This window comes from Paenibacillus cellulosilyticus (assembly GCF_003182255.1).
GTDB classification, from domain to species: Bacteria; Bacillota; Bacilli; order Paenibacillales; family Paenibacillaceae; genus Paenibacillus_T; species Paenibacillus_T cellulosilyticus.
Window position 1 is genome coordinate 48,285 of sequence record NZ_QGTQ01000021.1, and the last position, 22,028, is coordinate 70,312.

The window sequence follows — 22,028 nt, forward strand, 5'->3', positions numbered from 1 at the left end:
AGCAGCCCTTCGACTTGCGATCCGCTGCGATAAGCAGTTGATTGATAGATTATACAAATGGATAGAAAAGGGAGAGAGTATCGAAACATGAAGAAGCTTCGTTCGAAAGAAATGTTGGCCGCATCCTCCATTGCATTTCTTCTTGTGGCAACCGCATGTGGTAGCACTAACGACAGCAATACTGACAAGTCTTCGGAACAGACTCCGGCAACGGCATCCACCAGTAATGAATCGACTCAACCAAGCAGCGCCGACTCGACAAGCACAGCCGCTCCAGTGAAAATTACGTGGTGGCACTCCATGTCCGGCACCAATGAAGAAGCGATCAAGAAGATCGTATCCGACTTCAACGCCAGCCAATCGAACATTCAGGTTGAAGCCGTATTCCAAGGCACGTACGACGAGAGCCTGAGCAAGCTGAAAGCTTCCATGGGCTCGAAGGACGGCCCGGATATCGTACAAGTATATGAGATCGGCAGCCGCTTTATGGTGGATTCCGGCTACATTACCCCGATTCAGCAGTTCATCGATGCTGACAAATTCGATCTTACCCAGCTGGAGCCGCACATCACGAACTACTACTCGATGGACGGCAAGCTGAACGGCATGCCCTTCAACACATCGAACCCTATTCTCTACTACAATAAGGATGCTTTTAAGAAGGCCGGCCTGGATCCAGAGAGCCCGCCGAAGACGTATGAAGAGTTCGAGGCAGATGCTAAGGCACTCACGAAGTCCGGCATTACAGGTGGTTCCATCGCTATCTATGGCTGGTTCATGGAACAATTCTTTGCGAATCAGAACGCTGAATACCTCAACAATGGCAACGGCAGAACGACCGCAGCTTCGGAGTCGCTCGTAAATACAGACGCAGGTGTTAAGACGCTGACTTGGTGGAAGAGCATGCTCGACGAAAAATCCATCTCCAACCTTGGCCGCAAGACGGCTGACACGTCCGCTGCTTTTACAGCTGGCCAAATCGCTATGACACTCGACTCTACTGCATCGCTGCGCAACATCGTTAATGGCGTAGCCGGCAAATTCGAAGTCGGTACAGGCTTCCTGCCGCGTCCATCTGACGCGAAGGAAGGCGGCGTCGTTATCGGCGGTGCGAGCAACTATATCCTAAACAACAAGTCGGAAGCAGAACAGAAGGCAGCCTGGGATTTCATTAAATATTTGGCGACACCAGAAGTGCAGGCCTTCTGGAACGTAAGCACGGGCTACTTCCCAATCACGAAGGCAGCATACGACCAGCAAGTGCTGAAGGATAACATGGCCAAATTCCCACAATTCCAGACGGCGGTAGACCAGCTTCACGCTTCCATCGATTCCTCTGCGACGAACGGTGCGATGATGGGCGTATTCCCAGAAGCGCGTCAAATCGTCGAAGGTGCGATTGAAGCAACGCTGAACGGCCAGCAGGATCCGAAGGCTGCATTGGATGAAGCTGCAAAGCAAATCAACGATAAGCTGGCAACGTACAACAGCTCAGCGAAGAAGTAAGCTGATTGACATGCTTCTAATTTGACAAACGAACGGGCAATAACGAACAAGGCATCCTTCAATCTCTTATCCGGCCGAGTCAGGTAGAGGAGAGAAGATGCCTTGTTTATGTTTATCTATCAGTAGGATTATGTATACTTGAGCGATTCCACAATAAAATAAGAGTCCCGCTTATCCAAGATAACCGGAACTCTTACCATAACTCTTCTTCGCTATTCAATTGTCCAGCATCTCCATTCCTTGCATACTCCCAAAATCCTCGTCTTTCGACATCCTTTCCTAATTTGCTTTCCATCCATTGCAATCTTGCATTGCCACATCACTTACGAGGCTCGTCCATCCTTCCGTGAAATTGTTATCCAAAGTGTCCTAAGCTATCTGCAATCCAACTGCCCTTCACTTTCTTCAGAATAACGGTTACCCGCGTGTTCGCTAAGCTCTCAAGCACCGACACGCTTCGCCTCACCTAGCCCAATGGACTATCCCCTCTCTGTTTAGGTTTGTTAAGATTGTTTGTGTTGCTGACTTCAATATACACTGTTATTTTAATATTGTAAATATTCAGATAATTTAAGGAGATGTAAAATAAGCTCGAATTCGCCCAATATTCATGCCTATTGTATATTTATCTTCGTTTTTCGAGGCTTTTTACGAATTGCTATTTTTCTACCGTTCTGGAGCCGTTTAACCATGATATGGATCCCCCGTTTTGAAAATAGCCGTTCCACCGCGCACATCCGTGCTGGCAGAACAGCCTTTTTATAAGCAAACACCTACAACTGCTCAATTGCCGCCAGTACCGTGTTATTGAAATAGTCCGCATACATATTCTTGAACGGCCGATTATGATCCAGCTCAACCGATAGGTGCACGGTTACGGTGCCGTACAGTGGATCGACACAGACGAATGGTCCTGCCGCTCCCCAATGCGAGTAAGCGCCGCTCGAGAACAAGTCGCCGCCGTCCCGCTTCGTGCCATTGATAGCCCATCCATAGCCCCAATACGCTTCAGGAAACGACTCATCGCGATATTGCGAGGAGACGCCAGGAATCTGATTGCGTGTCATTTCGAACACCGTGATCGGGCTTAGCAGACGAACACCGTTATATTCACCGCCGTTTAGGAACATTTGGCCGAAAATCGCCAGATCATACGCTGAACCATACGCACCACCGCCTGCAGACATCGACTGAATCATGTCCTCCGCTTCAATCCACTCCGCACATGCCGCTTCTGGTGCCCGGCGTACAATTCGATGCCGTTCCGAGTCTGGCACAGCATAGAATGTGTCGTGCATACCCAATGGCTTGAAGATCCGCTCCTCGACAAAACGGGAATAAGGTATCCCGCTCACCCGAGACACGATCTCGCCCAGCAATTCGTAGCCGAAACCGCAGTACTGCATCATTTGTCCCGGCTTCGTGCGAAGCGGTACTTCGTAGCCGTAGAACAACGATTCGTGCGTATCCGGGTCTTGTCCCTCCGGGCAAGACGGAAGCGCAACCCCTTGCTCACGTTTACGAGATTTGATCTTCCATGCGTCCTCGCCGTTAATGCCCGACGTATGCGTAAGCAGATGATGAACATGAACAGCCTTCTTGCCTGGACCCGTAAATTCCGGAATGTAGTCGACGACCGGTCGATTGAGGCCCATGAGACCTTCCTCTACAAGTACAAGAACAGCCGCGGCTGTAAACAGCTTTGTAATCGAGCAGAGTGGGAATAAGGCATTACACGTTAATTCTGCCGCGTCTGGTTCAGGCCCAAACTTACCGTTTGCCTGATGAACAACGACAACGCCTTTCCTTGCTGCAACGACAACCTGCGCCGGCGTTACTCCGTTGTTGACCATTTGCTCCGCTGCTTCTGCGATCCTTCTTACCCGCAAGTCCGACATGCCAACCTGCTGTGCCGATCCATACTCCAGTTTATTGCGCATTTGTGTGGTGGCCTCCTAATGTTGAACGCTGAATATGTAATGTTTTTATTTACTATTGTACATTTCTATTAACAATTCCTTCCTCTTTATCGAAACCACATAAATTTTATATTGAAAATAATTATGATAATCAAACTCCGCAACGCTTCCCCCTTCTGCTCGAATGATTCCTCCCAATACATGAAAAAACTGCTTCGTCCACGGACGAAACAGTTTCTATACCCGGAAGAGAACTGCTTCGTCCACGGACGAAACAGTTTCTACTACAGCTCCTATCATCGATTCCGATCAATGAGTCTGCAGCCTAGTCGCCTCAACAAGCCGATAAGCCATACTGGGAGCAAGCCGGCCAAGACCAAGCAGCAGCGCGGACAACGCCTTACTCCCGAGACCAGCCTGAAGACGAAGCCCCCAGCGCAATGGTCCGGCAAAATCCCGCTGAAGCGCCTCGGTGTACGCCGTTCTCCATTCCGTTAGCGATAGGGTGCCACGCAAATATTGGTCCGCCAGCGGCGCGCACAGCGCCGCCGCGTGCAGCCCCATCGCCATCCCGTCCCCGCACAGCGGCGGGATGACCGAAGCGGCATCGCCGACATGCGGCACGATGCCCCATGCCCGCGGTTCGCGGGTAAGCACCACCGGCGTCGCCGCGGTGGTTCCCGCAACCGGCTGCGCATCGCGCAGCCGTCTTGCCAGCGCCGGCACCTGCCGCGCTGCCGCGTCCAAGACAGCGGCGGCTGACTGGCCCGCCGCTGCAAAAGCTTCCGGCGTCACGAGCGCAGCCGCGTTCGCCAACCCATCGCCGGCGGGTACAAGCCCTAAGTACCCGCCGCGGAAGAAGAACAGCTCCACCACCTGCTCCGATGGAACGCCGGACAACAACGTCCGCACGCCGAGCAGCCTTTTATTCCTGCCTGTCCCCCCGCTGCCTGCCTCGGCGCCCGAACCACCACTCAGCCTACCTCGCCAATCGGTTTGTCCACGCGGCTCAGGCTGACGACCATGCCGACCGAGCCCACCCCGCCGAAAAGCGCCGGCTCCTACGCGCAGTCGATCCGGTTCCTCATCCTTCACAAGTCCGACCGACTCCGGCTCCATGCCCGCTTCAAGCCACTCCGCAGGTGCATTCCGTCCCCATGCACCGATGACAACGCGCGCCATCATCTCCATCTCGCCATGCTCGCGTGAACGAATGCTGACGCGCCAGCCGTCCGCAACGCGCACTATCCCGCGTACCGTCACGCTGGTGCGCACCTCTGCCCCTCGCCGCAGCGCCTCCTGCTGGAGCGCATAATCGAGCGCATAGCGGCTAATGCTCTGCGCGGGCGTCCGAAGCCGCAGCTCAAGCGGCTTACCCAGTGCAGCCGCAAGCCGAATACGTTCGATGGGTTCAGGCGCTGGCACCTGCTCTACCAACACCTGCGCAAGCCCCAGATCTGCCAATGACCGCGCCGATTCCGGCGACAGGAATTCACCGCATACCTTGTGCCGAGGGAACGAATGTCGATCGATCAACAAAGTATTCCAGCCCCGTGCTGCCATCGCACATGCCGTGCTCGCCCCTGCAATCCCCGCGCCAATCACGATGACATCATGCATCGCCCTACGCTCCCTTGCTCGTCACTTTCTAGCCCAGCAAGCATAACGAAACAATGGCCGCCAAGCGTATTCCAACTTAACACCATCCTGCAGCTTGTCCCGTAACCGCCGCCAGTCGGCAGCTCGAAACCCTTTTGCCACCGACAACGGACCGTCATGCCGGATATAGCGATTGCGCGACACCAGTCTCGTCACCAGCCACACCGCCGTCCAAGCAACCGGATGGCGATGAATATCTCCGATGGCGCAGCCGATTCTCGCCCCCCGCACCATCGCTGAGACAGCCTCCGCTACCTGCTTCTCGTCAAAATGATGCAGCACCTGCGAAGCCATCACAATGTCCGCCTCGCCCGGCCTTAAATCGAATAAATCCAGCTGCCTCACCGTCACCCTCGGCTTGTCCTGATAGAGTGCTCGCGCTTCCGCGCACGCTTCCTCTGTCAGATCCGATAGCGTTAAATGCAGCTCGATGCCTTCCCGCTCCGCCCAACGCAGCAGCGAACGGTTAATATCACCCGCTCCGCAGCCAATATCAAGCACTGACAGCTGCCGCGGCCGCCCCGCCTCATGCCATAACCGTTTCACCGCGTACAGAACAGGGCCAGCCGCTCCGAATATCCCGTTCAGCCGCTGCAGATGACGATGCGCCTCCCGGAGCGCATCCCCTCCGGTACCATGATCGTCCATCAGCTCCGGCCGCAATGCCCGCTTACGCAGCTGCAGATCAGCCATAACGCCCACCGACAACCGATGCCTCAGTTATATGACGGTAATGGCTCAGACCCCAATCCCGACTTGAGCTCTCCCTTGCATCCCCATCCGAAACGAGCTCATCCTCGATGTCCCGCTCAATCCGCGTATCGCCATCCGCTATACTCGGTACATACGTCATTCGCATCAATTCAGCCGTTAACCCCGGACCAAACGCAACCGCCAGTCCTTCCAATGATCCGCTGCCCTGCTTTCTCATCTTTTCTCTCACCTCGCGCAGCACGAATAGAATCGTCACTGAAGACATATTGCCATACGAGCGCAGCACCTCTCGGCTTGCTCGTGTATCCTCATCGCTTAGCTCGAACAGCTTCTGCACCGCATCCACGATTCCGCGGCCTCCCGGATGGATAGCCCACCAGTCGGGCTTAAGATCAGGGGCGTACTGTTCCACCATATTCGGTACATATCGGCTGAGCAGCTCCGGAACCTGCGGCGACAGAAACAGATCGAACCCGTTGTTCCCTATCGTCCAGCGCATCGCTTCCGCCGCTTCTGGGGCAAGCCCCGCCCAGCCTTCGGCCAGCAGAAACCGATCACCGTATGCACCCTTCTGCTTCGAGGCACGTCCTATGACACAAGCCGACGCCCCATCGCCAAAAAATGCTGCCGCATACAGCGACTCTCGATCCCCCGACGGCTGCGTATGCAGCGTACACAGCTCAACACAGACGATCAGCGCAACAGCCTGCTCGTCCGCTGCGACAAGCTCGCGCGCTGTGCGCATCGCTGTCATACCAGCTGCGCAGCCAAGGAAGGTGAGCGGCAGCCGGCGCGTACCGTCATTTAATCCGAGCCTATGCGTCAGCTCCGCATCTAACCCAGGCAAATACATGCCTGTACAGCTCACCGTCAGTACATGCGTTATATTATGCGCAGCGACGCCGCTGTCCACCAGTGCATCTCTAGCTGCCCGCTCCGCTAGAATAGGTGCGAACTCCCGATACATCGCCATTCGTTCTGCCGTCTGTGGCACGAGCTCTGCCGCCGTTCCAGGGGCAAATCGGCTCTCCGATGCCGGTCCAGACAAGCTGTCCACGCACGTATGCCGTGTCTCGACGCCGCTCTGATTGAAGATGCGGCGAGCCCATCGAGTCGCATCCCGCTGCCCTGCTGCTTCCAGCCCTTCCGCCAGCCGCAGTGCCGTATCGCGTTGATCTAACCGACATTCCGGCAGCGCTGTACCGATGCCGAGCAATGCCACCTTATTTTTTGAAGCTCTAATCCGATATCGTCCCATATTGTTGCCCCTCCTCTATTCGAACGTTCAACCGTCCGCCCCAGGCACTTCAGGGACAAACTGTTCCCATTCTATTCAGAAGCTAGAGCTGATAGAACAATCCGGTAGAACACTCCCTCTCTACGGCATAAAAAAAGCCCACACCCGAACGAACGGGTATGGACTCTCTACTATAATGGCTATTATTGCAATACCGGCTGCGTCAGATCAACACCAAGCGACTTCGCCAGATCCTCGAGCTTCGTTGTATCTGTCGGAATCTCTTGCTTGAACGTCTGCTTCTTGTTGATATCGGAATATTGGCTCTGAGCGGACAGATTCAGCTTCGTCTCTGCGTTGTTCTCATCCGTCACGACCACATCCGCGTTCACGCCTTGGAACGTCATGTAGCCGTCCTTCACACCAGTCGTCAGCTTGAAGTTGTTTACTTTCACTGCCTTCTTGATCTCTTCAATCGCTTGTGCGCTGTTATCCGTCAGTTCCTGCTTCGCCTTATCGAGATCTTCCTTCTTCAGGTTCAGCAGATTCATGTATTCCTCATCGGAGGACAGTAGATCAAGAATAGCAGGCGCTACCTTGTTCGCGATAACTTCAACCGCTGCAGGGAACGTTTCGCTAGTCAGTTGGAACTGAATCAAGTCGTCATATTCCACGTCTTGTGGCAGACCTTCAACATCGGCTGCCTTCGGCTCGCTGAAGTAGTCCTTCGACTCAAAAGGTTCAATGACAGCAAGCAGCAAATCGCTGCTCAGTTTAATCATTTTATCGCTATCGAGAGCAGTGGCTGCTGTACCCGCGCCTTGCTCTTCCATTAGCTGCTTCATATCGATCTCAATGAACTTGCTCGTAATGCTCTCCGGCAGTGGGAAGAACGGCACATTCGGGATTTTTACAAACATCTTCTCATCCGTCATAATGACTGGAACTTCAAGCGTCGTAGAGGAGCCATCCGACTTATATTCGACTTTCATCGTCATATCTGTACGCTTCGCGTCACGATCATATTGGCCATCGAATGAAATCTTCGCGCCCTTCAGCATCGAAGTGAAGAACGTAGCGAAACCGAACTTGTCCGACTCGCTCGTTGGAATCGATACATCATTAATACCAATCGTACCGGTAAAAGCGTACGCGTTCATTTCCGACATTTTTTTAAGCGAATCCACCACCGCATCCTTCGCTGGTTTATCACTGCTGCTGCAGCCAGCGACGACGAGCAGAACCGCGATCATTGCGAGGACTGTTACGCGCTGCATCCATTTCATCGTTGAATTTCCCCCTTTGTTTCATACTCATACATCATACGTGATGGGCATTCTATGTACAAGCTTTAAACAGGCTGTCAAAAGCAAAAACCCGCTTCCACATACTGCGGAAACGGGCTATATATGTCAGTTTATGAACCTTCGCCGTGATTCTGCCTTGAATGGTTCCGCTGCTTCGTTTTTTTCGATCCCGAGAGCGGCTGCTGTGGCTGATTGCCTTGACGGGAACGGCCGCTTGCGCTGCTATCAGACTCCGGAGTTGGTACAGGTACGCTGTCTGGTTTACTCATCGTAATTTACAGTCCTCCTGCAAAATAGTTTGAATTAGCTTCCGCTGCCGGACGAACCAGCACTAAACGGGGTCGACAGATCAGCCGAGTCATCATGATCCATACTCGCTTGGTTGCGTCGGTCATTCACATCCTGCTGCAGCTGCTGCGCATGATGGCTGTTCACCGGATTGCGGTCGAGCTGTTCAACGACGTTCGTCAAGTTTTTGTCGACGCCATTCTTCGCTTTCGTCATAGTTGCTCTCTCCTTCGCTAGTGGTGCGTGTTCGAATTGACCGCTTGCGCGCACTCATGAATGTGACGCTTATAGTCGAGCGCGAGCTGCTGGATGATGTCCGTACGCTCATCGACCGACTGACCCGCCTTCTCAACATCGATTAGTTCAACATTGACCTCGCGGCTATCCACATATCCTACTTTAAAATCAAACGAATAATCCTGATGCCCCGCCGTATGAATGGTCACACGCAGCGCATTGGGGTCGCCTTCATCGGGCCATACCTCTGCTTGGTCTGCCTCATTAATCGTAGTTGGCAGCGTACTTGCCCAAGCGGATGCGAGCTGATCTTGATTGATTGGTAACTCATCGTTATGTGCCATGACTGTCCACCTCCACACCGTTTAAGATGCGAAGATGCAGTTCTTTTTATGCTTGTACCACAGTCCGTTTAACGATTTACACACAAAAAAAAGAGCCGCGCAGGCTGCGCAGCTCCCAGATGTTATGCAAGGTAAAAGTAAACTGGCGGAGAGGGTGGGACTCGAACCCACGTGAGCTTGCACTCTAACGGTTTTCAAGACCGCCCCGTTATGACCGCTTCGGTACCTCTCCACATTTAAAGTTTAACATTAAGATTGTACCACAAGCCAATCCAAACAATCAACTTTCTTTTCGCTTTTGGCCAAAATATTTACAAATAAGAGCCGCCCCAGTAGGACGGCTCACTGGAGCTGTCCTACTATCGATCTTTGGGACAGCCCTGCTATAACAGCTTATTTCTTCGTAATTACCGATACGCCGCCCATATATGGACGCAGTACTTCCGGAATAACGATCGATCCGTCTGCCTGCTGATAGTTCTCCAGAATCGCAGCGAACGTACGACCAACTGCAAGACCCGAGCCGTTCAGCGTATGCACGAACTCTGGCTTGCTCTTCGGCTCACGACGGAAGCGGATCGCGGCGCGGCGCGCTTGGAAATCCTCTACGTTCGAGCAAGACGAGATTTCACGGTACGTATCTGCGCTTGGCAGCCACACTTCGAGATCATACGTCTTCGCAGCCGTAAAGCCCATATCGCCTGTGCACAGCGACAGTACGCGGTATGGCAAACGGAGCAGCTGCAGCACCTTCTCTGCGTTTGCCGTCATTTTCTCCAGCTCGTCGTACGACGACTCTGGATGAACGATCTTCAGCAGCTCAACCTTATTGAATTGGTGCTGGCGAATGAGACCACGCGTATCGCGGCCTGCTGCACCCGCCTCCGAACGGAAACAAGCGCTGTATGCGACGAAATATTTCGGAAGATCTTCATTATTCAAAATCTCTTCACGCGCAATGTTCGTCACCGGAACTTCAGCCGTTGGAATTAGGTAGTAGTCCGAACCCTCCAGCTTGAACAGATCCTCTTCGAACTTCGGCAGCTGACCCGTACCGAACAAGCTGTCACGGTTAACGATGTAAGGCGGCAGCACTTCCTCATAGCCGTGCTGGTCGCTGTGAAGATCCATCATGAAGCTGATAAGCGCACGCTCCAGACGTGCACCTAGCCCGCGGTAGAACACGAAACGTGAGCCCGTTACTTTGCCTGCGCGCTCGAAGTCGAGAATGCCGAGGTCTTGTGCCAGCTCCCAGTGCGCTTTAGGCTCGAAGCCAAGCTCAGTAGGTGTGCCAATGCGACGAATCTCAACATTGTCCTCTTCCGATGCGCCAACCGGCACTGACTCATGCGGCAGATTCGGGATCGCCATCATCAGCTCATCGATTTGCGCTTCCAAGCCGCGAATCTCATCGTCGATTTCTTTGATGCGGTCGCCAACTTCGCGCATCTCAATGATGAGTGCTTCTGCGTCGCCGCCCGACTTCTTCAGCTTCGCAACTTCTTGCGATACGACGTTACGGCGGTTCTTCAGATTGTCCGTCTCAACCAGAATCTCGCGGCGGCGAGTATCCAGCGCCGGGAACGCTGCTACGAGCTCCTCCGACTTACCGCGGTTTGCAAGTGCTTGTACTACTTTATCGTAATCATTTCTGAGCCATTTCACGTCTAGCACGAATGATTCTCCTCTCAATAATGGGTCGGCGGTCCATCATGCCCGCATCGGCCTCGATTGCGTTCCTTAAGCGCGGCCTGCTGCCGCTTCACGTGCCATGTCTACGAAATAAGCATGCAGACGGTAATCGTCCGTCAGCTCTGGATGGAAAGAGCAAGCGAGCAAGTTGTTCTGCCGAGCTGCTACAATCTCATCCTTATACGTCGAGATGACCTCAACGCCTTCGCCTACTTCTTTAATCAGCGGAGCACGGATAAATACCGCACGAATCGGCTCATCAATACCTGCTACATCGAGATCCGTCTCAAAGCTTTCACGCTGGCGGCCAAAAGCATTGCGCTGTACCGTCATATCCATCAACTCAAGATGTGCATCTTCTTGACCTTCAATACGTTCTGCAAGCACGATCAGTCCCGCACACGTACCGAACAGCGCCTTACCTTCTGCGGAGAACTTCCGAATCGCATCGATAAAATCATACTTCCGCATCAGCTTGCCAATCGTCGTGCTCTCCCCGCCAGGGATAACGAGACCATCGAGGCTGTCCAGCTCTTCCACTCGTTTAACGGCAACGGCTTCTGCACCGGATGCTTCCAGTCCACGAATATGTTCTGCTACGGCACCTTGCAGCGCCAATACGCCTATTTTCATAACGAATACCTGCCTTTATGTTGACGCCTTCAAATCGATCAGCGTTCGAATATGTACTGCTATCTGAACCTTAGTATGCCCTTCATTGCCGAAAAGCCCCTGTATAAGGGGCTTTTCTCTTTTCTCTATGCTGTAGAGCTATTAAACGCTGCGGTCTTGCATGCGGTCGAAACCGGACAGCGTTTTGATATCGATACCTTTCATCGGCGTACCGAGGTTCTTCGATACTTCCGTGATCAGCTTGTAGTCTGTGTAGTGCGTCGTTGCTTCAACGATTGCACGAGCGAATTTCTCTGGGTTGTCCGATTTGAAAATACCGGAGCCTACGAATACGCCGTCAGCGCCGAGGTGCATCATGAGTGCTGCGTCAGCTGGCGTTGCTACGCCGCCTGCTGCGAAGTTAACGACTGGCAGTTTGCCTGCTTCAGCGACTTGCACGAGCAGCTCATAAGGAACGCCCAGAACTTTCGCTTCGTTGAACAGCTCGTCCTTCGACAGGCTGGATACACGACGGATTTGACCGTGGATCAGGCGAAGGTGACGAACAGCCTCAACAACGTTACCTGTTCCTGGCTCGCCCTTCGTACGGATCATCGATGCGCCTTCTTGGATACGGCGAAGTGCTTCGCCCAGGTCTTTCGCGCCGCATACGAATGGAACCGTGAATTCGTTCTTGTTGATGTGGAATACTTCATCAGCTGGCGTCAGTACTTCGCTCTCGTCGATGTAGTCAACACCCATCGATTCCAGCACTTTTGCTTCTACATAGTGGCCGATACGAGCTTTAGCCATGACCGGAATGGAAACAACCTTCGTTACCTCTTCAACAATCGTAGGGTCAGCCATACGAGCTACGCCGCCTGCTGCACGAATATCGGACGGTACGCGCTCAAGCGCCATTACTGCTACTGCGCCTGCCGCTTCCGCGATTTTTGCTTGCTCAGCATTCATGACGTCCATGATGACGCCGCCTTTTTGCATTTCAGCCATACCGCGTTTAACGCGCGAAGTTCCTGTTTCCATCTCCTGAAACCCTCCTATTTATATGCGGATACAATGATAGCTCCGAATGTAACTCTAACCATTAATTTTACATGAAGCGCAGCGAATCGGCAACCTTACAGCTGCGATTGCTGCGCTTCCACAAGCTATATATTTCGTATTAGCCGAACAAATTCGCAATTCCGCTGAACAGACTCGAGAAGAAGCTGCCGATATTACGGAATAACATCGTAAACCAGCCTGCTTTTTTGACGTCTTCTGCTGCGATTAGATCAACTGTCTGCGTCAACGATTGGTTCGTATCCGGGTTTTTATACTCGTACGTTACCGTACCAAGCTTCTGACCCTGCTTAATTGGTGCTTTTAGCTCACTGTCCGGCAGCAGCTCGGTTTTTACAACGTCTGCCTTCGCCTCTACACCCTTCTTCACGAGGAAGCTCACATCATTTGCTGTAATAACACCAACCGATTTCGATTTGCCCTTCGTTATTTTAACCGTTGGAACAGATTCTACGACAGTTTTCGGTGCAACAATCGTTTTCTTCTCGAAGTTTGCATAACCATAATCGTACATTTTCGCTGTCTCATGGAAGCGAGAGCCCTTCGACTTCGTGTTCATAACAACACTTACGTAACGGAGACCGTTAACTTCAACGGTACCGGTAAAGCAGTAACCCGCAGCAGAGAGGTACCCTGTTTTCATACCGTCAACGCCTGGATAAGCATACGATTTCAGTTCCGTTACGTCTTTATTCGATTCAAGCATATAATTGTAGTTAATAAGTTCGCCTTTGTCCCGCTCACGGAACTTGTATCTTTGAATACTTGAGTACTCCAGGAACTCTGGATGTTCAGTTACGATTGTTGCAGCCAGCTTCGCTTGGTCGCGAGCCGAGATGACCGTTGTATCCTCAAGACCGGCTGGTCCCGTGTAGTGTGCGGACGTTAGTCCGAGACGCTGGGCCGTTTCGTTCATTTTATCGACAAAGCCTTGTACAGAACCGCCTACTTGAACCGCCAGTGCGATCGTTGCATCGCTGGCCGATCCAACAGCCATTGCAATATAAAGCTCTTTAACCGTATGTTTCTCGCCTACCGCCAAATATACTTGGGAGCCGTCGGGTGGAACGGTTGCTGCTTCTTCCGAAGTGGATACGACTGTATCCCAAGTGAGGCGGCCCGCTTTAATTTCTTCGAGCACAATATATTCCGTCATCATCTTTGTCATACTCGCCGGAGGCATTGGTTCATCCGCATTCACTTCATACAATACTTGACCAGTCGTTGGTTCAATAAGAATAGCTGCCTTCGCATCAATACCAAGCGGATTACCCGCGCCTTCAGCAAACGCTGCTGTGGAGCCCAACGCCAACATAACCATCCATACTGCCAACACTGCCGCCGTGATTGAGCGCAGGCGCCCCAGCTTGAAACTTACCTTCAAGTTATTCTCCCCATTTCCCATAAGCTTTCGTCCGCTTTATTGTAACATAGTAAACCAATAATGAAAAAGCCAGACGAGAGAGTTTGCGAAATCCCGCAAATCCCCTTATCTGGCTTGTTATATCATGAATCAACCGAGCGCTTTTTCCTACTAAACTTACAGAGAGTAGTTAGGCGCTTCTTTCGTAATTTGTACGTCGTGCGGATGGCTTTCGCGAAGGCCAGCACCCGTAATACGAACGAATTGCGTGTCGTTCTTCAGCTCTTCGATCGTTGCCGTACCGCAGTAGCCCATACCCGAACGGAGGCCACCGATCATCTGATGTACCGTGTCAGCCATTGGCCCTTTGTAAGGAACGCGGCCTTCGATCCCCTCTGGAACGAGTTTGCTCTCATTCTCTTGGAAATAACGGTCTTTGCTGCCTTCTTTCATTGCGCCGATCGAACCCATACCGCGATATACTTTGAAGCGGCGGCCTTGATAAATTTCCGATTCGCCAGGGCTTTCTTCCGTACCTGCGAGCAAGCTGCCGATCATGATCGCACTTGCGCCCGCAGCGATTGCCTTCACGATGTCGCCGGAGTATTTGATACCGCCGTCCGCGATAATCGGAATGTTGTATTCGCGTGCAACCGATGCGCAATCATAGATTGCCGTAATTTGCGGTACGCCGATACCCGCGATAACGCGTGTCGTACAGATCGAACCTGGACCAATGCCGACTTTAACGACGGAAGCGCCAGCTTCGATCAAGTCGCGTGTAGCTTCGCCCGTTGCAACGTTACCGGCGATGATCGTCAGCGTTGGATATTTATCACGAAGCTTCTTAACCTCGTTCAGGATGTTGATGTGGTGACCGTGTGCCGAGTCCACGACGATTGCATCGACACCTGCGTTAACAAGTGCTTCTGCACGCTCGAACGTGTCTTTCGAGATACCGATTGCCGCTCCACAAATGAGTCGTCCGTGCTGATCCTTCGCTGCGTTCGGGAATTGGATCGCTTTCTCAATATCTTTAATAGTAATAAGACCTTTAAGTACGTTGTTGTCGTCCACGAGCGGAAGCTTCTCGATCTTATGCTTCTGGAGAATGACTTCTGCTTGAGCCAACGTCGTCCCAACTGGCGCCGTAACGAGCTCTTCACGTGTCATAACTTCGCTGATCTTCATCGAGTAGTCATGTACGAAGCGAAGGTCACGGTTTGTCAAAATACCAACCAGCTTGCCATTCTCGTCCACGATTGGCACACCGGAAATGCGGTATTTGCCCATGAGTGCTTCAGCGTCATAAACATGATGGTTAGGCGTCAGCGAGAATGGATTCGTAATAACGCCGCTCTCCGAACGTTTCACGCGATCGACTTCTTCTGCCTGCTGTGCGATCGACATATTTTTATGAATAATACCGAGACCGCCTTCACGAGCGATCGCAATCGCCATTGCCGATTCCGTAACGGTATCCATGCCTGCGCTAATAAGCGGCATGTTCAGCTTCACATTGTCGCTAAGTACGGTTCCTACCGCAACCTCACGCGGCAGCACTTCAGATTTGCGCGGAACGAGCAGCACGTCGTCAAACGTCAAACCCTCTTTAGCGAATTTAGTATCCCACACGAGTATGTTCCTCCCTTGATTTCATCCTTTATTTAGCTTGCTCTGACGGATATTATTGCAATATTTTTTGAAGTATATCACAGTGCATCAGAGAATGTAAATGAAATCAATTTTCTGAAAAAACCTTATTCTGGCGCGATTTACATCGTTGCACAGCGTATCACAGAAGATCATACTAATACTCTATTTTGCATCACTTCATTGGGGAACATGTGGGTAAAGTGAAATCAATTTCGTTAATACTACAGTTGTAAAGGGTAGCCAACTTTATCGCTTCACTAACAAGTGTTTTGTTAGGTTGCTTCTCATAGCGCCTAATTCTTGTTTGCTTAATCCCTGTACGATTAGATGCTTCCGTTATAGTGTAGCCGCTCAATACCCGAGCAACCCTTAAAGTTATGTATGTTTTTCTTGCCAGTTCATTCTTCATTTGACGATACCTCCTGCACCTGATGTAAAATTGATTTAATGCACATATATAAAGGAAGGAGAAAATCTGAGTGCTGTCCCTGGAATGGGGGGATAGCCGGTTACCGGAACTACTTCGCAACAGTAAAATGACCCAGGCTGAGCTGGCACGAAGAATCGGTGTGAACCGACAGTTCATATACAAAGTGAAAGTTAAGGAACGATTCTTCTCCCTAGAACAAGCAATACTTGTTGCACATGTTCTTAACTGCTCAGCCCACGACCTATATGAATACAAAATTCATAGTAACCGGTGAGAGTAGCATCGCTGCTCCCCTCCGGCCAAAAGGGAACACTACTGGGTTACAACACTCATCGTCATAGTAACAAATTGGCATCTAATTAGTTGTCGTATTGTGTCGAAATATGCTCATGTAATTTTACCCAACTCACCCCCCTGTTTGCCCAAACATAAAAAGGCCGTCATAGTCCGAAGGAATACACCGATAGGTAGAAAACACAGTAAAAAGATGTACGATCGCTTCGTACAGACCTGTGCTTTTAAACTCCACCTACTGAAATGTAACAATTCCTCCGGATTATAACGGCCCGTCGCTCGGAACCTGATATAATCACCTAATTGTAATTAAATACCACTTATAACTCCCATAGTCGCCTGACAGAGAGTAACATATAAATTAACACAAACTTGTGGTGAGAGCCAGAGATGCTTTCCCATAGCTCTCGACAACATCCTACCAAATTCAACCATGCTAGTCAACCCATCTACGAGACATTTGCGCCGGTTGCTCCCACCCTCGGACAACCCTCACCATACTACACTGCTGCTCTACATATAATAGCTCACTAAGCTGCTGCAGCGACTGTTCGACCTGTAACCTGGTCCGTCCGGACAGATGCTGCAGCCGATCCATGTCTAGCTGCGCCCATTGCTGCCTATTCAAATTGAATAAGATCCGCAGCACCTTACGCGTCGTATCATCCAGCACGCCGAATTAGCTCCACATCAACTATGCTATCTATATTGAAAACTCTAGGTGCCTTGGCGGTCATGCAGTACGCCTTAAGGCGGTTGCCCTGTACCGACAGCACGCGGACTTCCCTAATACTGACCTGACGCTTCCGATCGATGTAAATAAGCTGCACAAGCTTTCCAATGTAATTCTGCATTGTAATCACCTCGCTAAGATGTATGAACCCATCTTACCAGAACATTTGTTCCTATTTCAAGACAAAAAAACCCCCGCTAGCCTTGGCTAACGAGAGGCTTTTCTGATAATCACAAGCGTTTGGTATTATTACCAATCCGGTGTTTAGCGCATCGATACAACGAATGTCAACCAGGACAACTCCGACACAGTAAGCGTCCGCTGCTTAACCTTTTCCAACCACGCCTCATCCGTGATCGTCTTATTGCTCAGCAGCTTGCTTACGTTAGACTCCAGTACACCCCATTGGTAATTACTCAGTTGCATTTCTTCTTCCTCCTTCGTATCTGGTGTATTAAACAAATCCAGCTCAGCCTGCCGCCGCCGCGTCAACCCCGCCAGCACTGTTCCACTGGACTTGTTGTACTCGGGCAGGCTTGTGGCGATCTGCTTGGTGGTGCGTCCAAGGCACAACTTCCGAAGGTTGCCCGCGCCGCAGTTGTAGCAGAAGCTCACCAGCGCGTCGAACTGGTTCTGGTTGAGCTGCAAGTTAAGGTCGTTCACAGGATTCTCGTAGCGCACGATGTCGGACAGGAACATCGCGTCGGCCTGCGCCTGTGTGATTGTCATGCCTGCCTTGACGTCAGAGCCGTAATGGCCCCAGCCTATGGTGTAATAGGTTTCGGTAGCCACAGGCTTGTACGCCGTAAGCTGACAACCTTCGAATGATTTGATTAGGCTAATGCCCGTCTGGGATAATTTTCGGCTCATTTGCTAACACCGTCCTGACTATCGTTCAATTGCTGCAGCTTGTCACGGATCGCAGCCGGCCATGGAACGCCAAGGATCGCTGAGTTTTCAATTACGGATAAACCCTCCCGCGCAGCGTAGAAGAAGACAGCAGCGGTCCGGAACACTGGTGCGCCTGGCTGAATCCATTCATCCATAAGTGAAGCCAAACCCACAACAAAAAGGACGACTGCTTTGCGCACGCCGCCCCAGAACATTACATCGCTATTCAGCGTTTTGGTTTTAATGGCGCCAAGGACACCTGTAACATAATCAATAACCATGAGCACTAGCAGCAGCTTCAGCGATTTATCCCATCCTCCTAACCAATCGGTCGCCATCACCCCCGCTGCGGCTACAATGCCACCCAATGCTGTCTCTTTACCCGTTGTACCGATCGCCGCCGTATAGGCAGTCGCTATGGACTCTTTAATCATTGGCACCAATCCCCTCCCCCAACATAAAGAGGCCGAGCAGTTGCCCGACCTCAATCGAAAATTCCCAGTTGTGGTGATTAATTTTAATAATGAGGTTCATTGATAATGTCCCCCCATAAACCTATCTCGAATTAATGTTGTGCTGTCTCGTGACGTCAGATGCGTCGGAAGGACGCCGATCGATTCTCTATAAAGATGCTGTTTTAAATTGGTTAACGATCGAAAGTAACATATTTGTTACGTACTCTAAATTCATTTGATGAACAGTTACTGTGTAGCTTTCTGACTCTGAAGGCAGCTTCATTGCACATTCGCAGAGCACACTTGGAATCCCTTGCTTTGCAACCCATGCAGCCATTAACGGAGTATCATTGTCGTAAGATATCCGGCCTATGATTCCGCTGTCAGAGGGAACGTTATATGTTGACTGCCCTCTTCTGGTCATCTTACTAATAATGAACCTGCTTGCTGGATCAAATAACTGATTTTCAGGAATAATTTGATTGATATTTGACCAATAAGTTTCAGTCCAATCATACCCGCTTGAACCGTTCATATGAAAATCAAGGAAACACATCGCATCTAAGTTGTTTGTGATTAGTGTTCTTATATACTGGCTTTCCACTTCACTGAACGCTGATGCCCCTTTATAGTCATCCGTAGAAGCGTTCCAACGGTAATCGAAATTTCGATTCAAATCCACACCATTTGCATTTCGTCTTGTAACATTATTAAATCCATATGGATTTACAATAGGAACCACTACGAACTGCACATTAAACCTTAAATACTCTAATAATGGGCTGCTTCCCCAATTCGTATAAATCAGCTTCATAAGGTTTGCAATCGCATAAGTGGATGCTTTTTCGTCACCGTGTATGTTTGTTGCAATAATGATTTTCGGCAGGCTACGAGTATAAAATGACGAATAACTAGACCGTTGCTTTACTTCGCTGCCTTTAAATTGATACGAGTAAATCGGTAATCCGGTGCTATCGTTACCTAAAAATGATTTGCTAATATCATCAGGGTGTTCCGCAGCAAGGTCATCATACATGTTGTAAATTGCATCTATCGTATTCCCGCTGCCGAAGCTACTAACAACAGGCGCTTCAAACCATCCGCTTATTGGTTCGGGACTAAAATAATAAGACTTTTCATTGTACGTTATATACAACTGTGCGGCTATGCTAGCCAACTGACTTGTAACATTTGTTGTGTAATCAGTTGGGTATTTTCTTACAAGAATTTTATATTTATAGCCACTCTCTAGGTGAAGATCATTTCTTGTGTATGCATTGTTTTTAATATAGGTGCCATCCAGACTGTATTGAAAATAGGCCCAGTGATAGTTCTCCTTATCTCTCAAATATACATTAACGATCTCTTTGCTTGAGACGCTAAAATAGTCAACACTTCTTATACATCCAACATCAGTGTCTAGGTTAGTGCCATTTGTAGTGCTGAGTGCTCCAATTTCGAATGAAGGTCTAATGAGTTTATCTGCCTTATATCTTAATGCAGACTGAGATATATCTATTTTTGGTGATACAGCGTTATCCCCAATCTTCTCTTCCGTAATAACCTTGTCTTTTAGATTTTTGGTACCAATGATTTGTCCGACAAATCCCTCATCCACCGTTACATAGTAAGGTTCAAAAGGTAAAATGACATTGCCCACATTGACTTGTGCTGTTGCAGCTTTGATATAGATTTTTTGACCCATTACACGGATATATCTCGTACTACTTCCTAACGTCTTCGTAGCCGTGCAATCTCGTCTTGTAATAAATACTTTGTTTAAATCGTACTCCGCAAAATACAGGAATCCGTTCGCGTTACCAACCGGATTGAATGACATATCAGAGTTAGGACTTACTGCAATAAAATCAGAAACGACATAGTCTGTATTAACAGTCTCTATTCCTGCACTGCTTATTGTTAAGTTTTGAGTACTCGTGTCGTGATTATATAAGTTAGTCGATATCTTAAAAAAATTGGTTTTTGCAGGAGTAATGCTCCCGTTAGAGATGCCGGAAGTTTGATACATCCACCCCTGCAACCACGCTGATCCATTCCAGTTGTACACATATCCATCTGCTATATTTAACTTCGCTTGGTTTGATCCTGTTGGATATGCGGCCTGAATGGCAGGTAGATCCTTAAATGCTTCCGGTGTACCGTCAGATACAGATGCAATCATGCTATAAACCTCTGATTTTTCTGCCTTTGTCGCAATTGTAGCGATTGTTGAAGTAAGATCAGATTGATTCGCCTTCGTAGCAATATGTTGGGAAGCAGCATTCAATCTGTACTGCAATACCGGATAAGTAACTCCTTCTATTGGATCGTATCGTGCATCGAGGATTTCTGAATTACTTTCTCCTGTGCTTCCTACAAGGTTATCGATACGTTCCTCTTGTTCCTCAACTTGTTTATTAATTGCGGAGAAGTTACCATTGATCTTCGGGTTACTATCCCGCATCTGTTCGGACAATGGGATGTTCTGAATGTTAGCCATTCTGCTGTTCCTCCTTCCTCGTTGTTTGCTTAGCGAGCTGATCGCGGCGCTTCTGGATAGCCTCCTGGACGCCGAGCAGGATCGCGTCTTCCTGCTGCGGGTGGTAAGGCGTCACGGCCATGATAACGGCGCATATCTCCGGTACCGGCTTCATTGGATCGATCTCGCATTTTATTACAGGCTGAACCTTAGCCACCCATTACACCTTCTTTCAGAACTAAAACCGACTCTGACAATGCTGCCCACTGGACTCCGCATGAACTACATTTAGCTACTTCTTTACGCATAGGCTTGAGCTGAGGAGGAATAGGCTCAGAGCGCAAAATGGTGTCCGAAATCATTTCTTCTTTTCGAACATCTACAGGTAAACGAAAAACAGCCACCCCGCATTTACCGCAATGCAAAGTAGGCTGCTTAAGAGCTTCTATTTTGTTGTAGGAAATCATTGTCTTCTTCATCCTCCCAACGAAAAAGACGCCCCCTCAGTAGGAGCGTCTTACGTTATCGTTATTTACTTTCTAGCTCTGCAAGCTCAGCCTCTAGCGCTGCGATCTGAACGTCGTATTCGGCAATTTCAGTTTCAAGTTCAGCAAGGCGAGCGCGGTTATCTGCATCAAGTTGTTCATAGTAAGCGATGCCTTCAACTGTCTTTTGATAATGTGGATCTTCTTCAGTGATGCTGGCTAGAAACTGTTTCGCACGTTCATACTCTTTATTCGGCTGCTCAAGTGAATTCTTTAATTGATCTCGTTCTCTAACAGCAATAATCCGTTTCCCGTCCACAACCATTAGCTCATTCTTTTTGTCCTGGATGGCGTCAAATGGATCAGTTGGGATTGTCGCGGTCGACAACTGCACGCCCTCCTTACTAACGTTTAGATTTAAACCGACAGCATCAGACACAGACCTAACGGGTAAATAACTACGGCCGTCTATTATTATACCATTGCCGATCTGCTTGCTATTGTAGGATACCGGAATTTCACCTTCGACCTTTTTACCGACCAATGTAGATACTGCTCCGTACACTGGTACCGCACTTGCAGCGATTATACCGATGATAAATCCGATAATATATTTGCGCACAATATTCACTCCCATAAAATTT

23 protein-coding genes and 1 tRNA gene are annotated in these 22,028 nt (G+C 50.0%); 2 read left to right on the forward strand and 22 right to left on the reverse strand.

All coding sequences use genetic code 11. The features are described 5' to 3' along the window. Positions 1-87 precede the first annotated feature (87 nt). Positions 88-1,506 (forward strand): ABC transporter substrate-binding protein, encoded by a 1,419-nt coding sequence (locus tag DFQ01_RS21275; protein WP_110045929.1) that lies wholly within the window; start codon positions 88-90, stop codon positions 1,504-1,506. A gap of 773 nt (positions 1,507-2,279) precedes the next feature. Here the strand turns inward: DFQ01_RS21275 and DFQ01_RS21280 are convergent. From DFQ01_RS21280 to DFQ01_RS31195, 15 genes are all read right to left on the reverse strand, one after another. Further along, positions 2,280-3,446, reverse strand: a complete 1,167-nt coding sequence (locus DFQ01_RS21280; protein ID WP_110045930.1) for a serine hydrolase domain-containing protein — start codon at positions 3,444-3,446, stop codon at positions 2,280-2,282. Between the two features lie 288 nt (positions 3,447-3,734). After that, a complete protein-coding gene (locus DFQ01_RS21285) occupies positions 3,735-5,045 on the reverse strand; it encodes an NAD(P)/FAD-dependent oxidoreductase (RefSeq protein ID WP_110045931.1) in 1,311 nt (436 codons plus the stop codon). A gap of 21 nt (positions 5,046-5,066) precedes the next feature. Continuing rightward, positions 5,067-5,777 (reverse strand): methyltransferase domain-containing protein, encoded by a 711-nt coding sequence (locus tag DFQ01_RS21290; protein WP_110045932.1) that lies wholly within the window; start codon positions 5,775-5,777, stop codon positions 5,067-5,069. Continuing rightward, positions 5,770-7,056: a type III polyketide synthase gene (locus DFQ01_RS21295; RefSeq protein ID WP_110045933.1), complete on the reverse strand. Its 1,287-nt coding sequence runs from the start codon at positions 7,054-7,056 to the stop codon at positions 5,770-5,772. Before DFQ01_RS21295 ends, DFQ01_RS21290 begins: the two co-directional genes overlap by 8 nt. 182 nt (positions 7,057-7,238) lie before the next feature. Continuing rightward, positions 7,239-8,321, reverse strand: a complete 1,083-nt coding sequence (locus tag DFQ01_RS21300; RefSeq protein ID WP_110045934.1) for a hypothetical protein — start codon at positions 8,319-8,321, stop codon at positions 7,239-7,241. 131 nt (positions 8,322-8,452) lie between these two features. Continuing rightward, positions 8,453-8,611: a small acid-soluble spore protein P gene (locus tag DFQ01_RS21305; RefSeq protein WP_110045935.1), complete on the reverse strand. Its 159-nt coding sequence runs from the start codon at positions 8,609-8,611 to the stop codon at positions 8,453-8,455. Between the two features lie 34 nt (positions 8,612-8,645). Next, a complete protein-coding gene (locus DFQ01_RS21310) occupies positions 8,646-8,846 on the reverse strand; it encodes a hypothetical protein (protein WP_110045936.1) in 201 nt (66 codons plus the stop codon). A gap of 17 nt (positions 8,847-8,863) precedes the next feature. Beyond that, a complete protein-coding gene (locus DFQ01_RS21315) occupies positions 8,864-9,211 on the reverse strand; it encodes a hypothetical protein (protein WP_110045937.1) in 348 nt (115 codons plus the stop codon). A gap of 143 nt (positions 9,212-9,354) precedes the next feature. After that, positions 9,355-9,443 (reverse strand) — tRNA-Ser (locus DFQ01_RS21320). A gap of 161 nt (positions 9,444-9,604) precedes the next feature. Continuing rightward, on the reverse strand, positions 9,605-10,885 hold the full coding sequence (serS, locus tag DFQ01_RS21325) for a serine--tRNA ligase (protein ID WP_110045938.1): 1,281 nt from the start codon (positions 10,883-10,885) through the stop codon (positions 9,605-9,607). Between the two features lie 66 nt (positions 10,886-10,951). Then, entirely contained in the window at positions 10,952-11,536 is a 585-nt protein-coding gene (gene pdxT / locus DFQ01_RS21330) for a pyridoxal 5'-phosphate synthase glutaminase subunit PdxT (RefSeq protein ID WP_110045939.1), read from the reverse strand. Positions 11,537-11,677: 141 nt separating this feature from the next. After that, a complete protein-coding gene (pdxS, locus tag DFQ01_RS21335) occupies positions 11,678-12,559 on the reverse strand; it encodes a pyridoxal 5'-phosphate synthase lyase subunit PdxS (protein ID WP_110045940.1) in 882 nt (293 codons plus the stop codon). 139 nt (positions 12,560-12,698) lie between these two features. Further along, positions 12,699-13,982, reverse strand: coding sequence for a D-alanyl-D-alanine carboxypeptidase family protein (locus tag DFQ01_RS21340; RefSeq protein ID WP_110045941.1), 1,284 nt, complete (start codon positions 13,980-13,982; stop codon positions 12,699-12,701). A 156-nt stretch (positions 13,983-14,138) separates the two neighbouring features. Further along, on the reverse strand, positions 14,139-15,596 hold the full coding sequence (guaB, locus tag DFQ01_RS21345) for an IMP dehydrogenase (protein ID WP_110045942.1): 1,458 nt from the start codon (positions 15,594-15,596) through the stop codon (positions 14,139-14,141). A 193-nt stretch (positions 15,597-15,789) separates the two neighbouring features. Then, positions 15,790-16,026, reverse strand: coding sequence for a helix-turn-helix domain-containing protein (locus tag DFQ01_RS31195; RefSeq protein WP_174812912.1), 237 nt, complete (start codon positions 16,024-16,026; stop codon positions 15,790-15,792). 70 nt (positions 16,027-16,096) lie between these two features. Between DFQ01_RS31195 and DFQ01_RS32240 the strand changes: the two genes are divergently transcribed. After that, on the forward strand, positions 16,097-16,321 hold the full coding sequence (locus tag DFQ01_RS32240; RefSeq protein WP_110045943.1) for a helix-turn-helix transcriptional regulator: 225 nt from the start codon (positions 16,097-16,099) through the stop codon (positions 16,319-16,321). Positions 16,322-16,777: 456 nt separating this feature from the next. Here the strand turns inward: DFQ01_RS32240 and DFQ01_RS21360 are convergent, their stop codons facing one another. The 7 genes from DFQ01_RS21360 to DFQ01_RS21395 all read right to left on the reverse strand — a co-directional run bounded on the left by DFQ01_RS21360 (position 16,778) and on the right by DFQ01_RS21395 (position 22,006). Beyond that, positions 16,778-17,014, reverse strand: a complete 237-nt coding sequence (locus tag DFQ01_RS21360; protein WP_110045944.1) for a hypothetical protein — start codon at positions 17,012-17,014, stop codon at positions 16,778-16,780. A 324-nt stretch (positions 17,015-17,338) separates the two neighbouring features. Beyond that, positions 17,339-17,944 carry a lysozyme gene (locus DFQ01_RS21370; protein WP_110045946.1) on the reverse strand — a complete coding sequence of 202 codons (606 nt, stop codon included), beginning with the start codon at positions 17,942-17,944 and terminating at the stop codon, positions 17,339-17,341. Then, entirely contained in the window at positions 17,941-18,399 is a 459-nt protein-coding gene (locus DFQ01_RS21375) for a phage holin family protein (RefSeq protein WP_110045947.1), read from the reverse strand. The genes DFQ01_RS21370 and DFQ01_RS21375 overlap by 4 nt, the downstream gene beginning before the upstream one ends. A gap of 187 nt (positions 18,400-18,586) precedes the next feature. Further along, positions 18,587-20,920, reverse strand: a complete 2,334-nt coding sequence (locus DFQ01_RS21380; protein WP_110045948.1) for a M14 family metallopeptidase — start codon at positions 20,918-20,920, stop codon at positions 18,587-18,589. Next, positions 20,913-21,116 carry a hypothetical protein gene (locus DFQ01_RS21385; RefSeq protein WP_110045949.1) on the reverse strand — a complete coding sequence of 68 codons (204 nt, stop codon included), beginning with the start codon at positions 21,114-21,116 and terminating at the stop codon, positions 20,913-20,915. Before DFQ01_RS21385 ends, DFQ01_RS21380 begins: the two co-directional genes overlap by 8 nt. Continuing rightward, complete coding sequence (locus tag DFQ01_RS21390; protein ID WP_146216908.1) at positions 21,109-21,378, reverse strand: hypothetical protein; 270 nt, start codon at positions 21,376-21,378, stop codon at positions 21,109-21,111. The genes DFQ01_RS21385 and DFQ01_RS21390 overlap by 8 nt, the downstream gene beginning before the upstream one ends. Positions 21,379-21,427: 49 nt before the next feature. Next, positions 21,428-22,006, reverse strand: coding sequence for a hypothetical protein (locus DFQ01_RS21395; protein ID WP_110045951.1), 579 nt, complete (start codon positions 22,004-22,006; stop codon positions 21,428-21,430). Between the last annotated feature and the right edge of the window lie 22 nt (positions 22,007-22,028).

Coding starts and splice junctions, on each gene's coding strand:
- DFQ01_RS21370 (WP_110045946.1), bottom strand. CDS start 17,944: ATGAGCCGAAAATTATCCCAGACGGGCATTAGCCTAATCAAATCATTC.
- DFQ01_RS21310 (WP_110045936.1), bottom strand. CDS start 8,846: ATGACGAAAGCGAAGAATGGCGTCGACAAAAACTTGACGAACGTCGTT.
- DFQ01_RS21280 (WP_110045930.1), bottom strand. CDS start 3,446: ATGCGCAATAAACTGGAGTATGGATCGGCACAGCAGGTTGGCATGTCG.
- pdxT (WP_110045939.1), bottom strand. CDS start 11,536: ATGAAAATAGGCGTATTGGCGCTGCAAGGTGCCGTAGCAGAACATATT.
- DFQ01_RS21390 (WP_146216908.1), bottom strand. CDS start 21,378: ATGAAGAAGACAATGATTTCCTACAACAAAATAGAAGCTCTTAAGCAG.
- pdxS (WP_110045940.1), bottom strand. CDS start 12,559: ATGGAAACAGGAACTTCGCGCGTTAAACGCGGTATGGCTGAAATGCAA.
- DFQ01_RS21380 (WP_110045948.1), bottom strand. CDS start 20,920: ATGGCTAACATTCAGAACATCCCATTGTCCGAACAGATGCGGGATAGT.
- DFQ01_RS21295 (WP_110045933.1), bottom strand. CDS start 7,056: ATGGGACGATATCGGATTAGAGCTTCAAAAAATAAGGTGGCATTGCTC.
- DFQ01_RS21290 (WP_110045932.1), bottom strand. CDS start 5,777: ATGGCTGATCTGCAGCTGCGTAAGCGGGCATTGCGGCCGGAGCTGATG.
- DFQ01_RS21300 (WP_110045934.1), bottom strand. CDS start 8,321: ATGAAATGGATGCAGCGCGTAACAGTCCTCGCAATGATCGCGGTTCTG.
- DFQ01_RS21285 (WP_110045931.1), bottom strand. CDS start 5,045: ATGCATGATGTCATCGTGATTGGCGCGGGGATTGCAGGGGCGAGCACG.
- DFQ01_RS31195 (WP_174812912.1), bottom strand. CDS start 16,026: ATGAAGAATGAACTGGCAAGAAAAACATACATAACTTTAAGGGTTGCT.
- DFQ01_RS21275 (WP_110045929.1), top strand. CDS start 88: ATGAAGAAGCTTCGTTCGAAAGAAATGTTGGCCGCATCCTCCATTGCA.
- DFQ01_RS21315 (WP_110045937.1), bottom strand. CDS start 9,211: ATGGCACATAACGATGAGTTACCAATCAATCAAGATCAGCTCGCATCC.
- DFQ01_RS21305 (WP_110045935.1), bottom strand. CDS start 8,611: ATGAGTAAACCAGACAGCGTACCTGTACCAACTCCGGAGTCTGATAGC.
- DFQ01_RS21375 (WP_110045947.1), bottom strand. CDS start 18,399: ATGATTAAAGAGTCCATAGCGACTGCCTATACGGCGGCGATCGGTACA.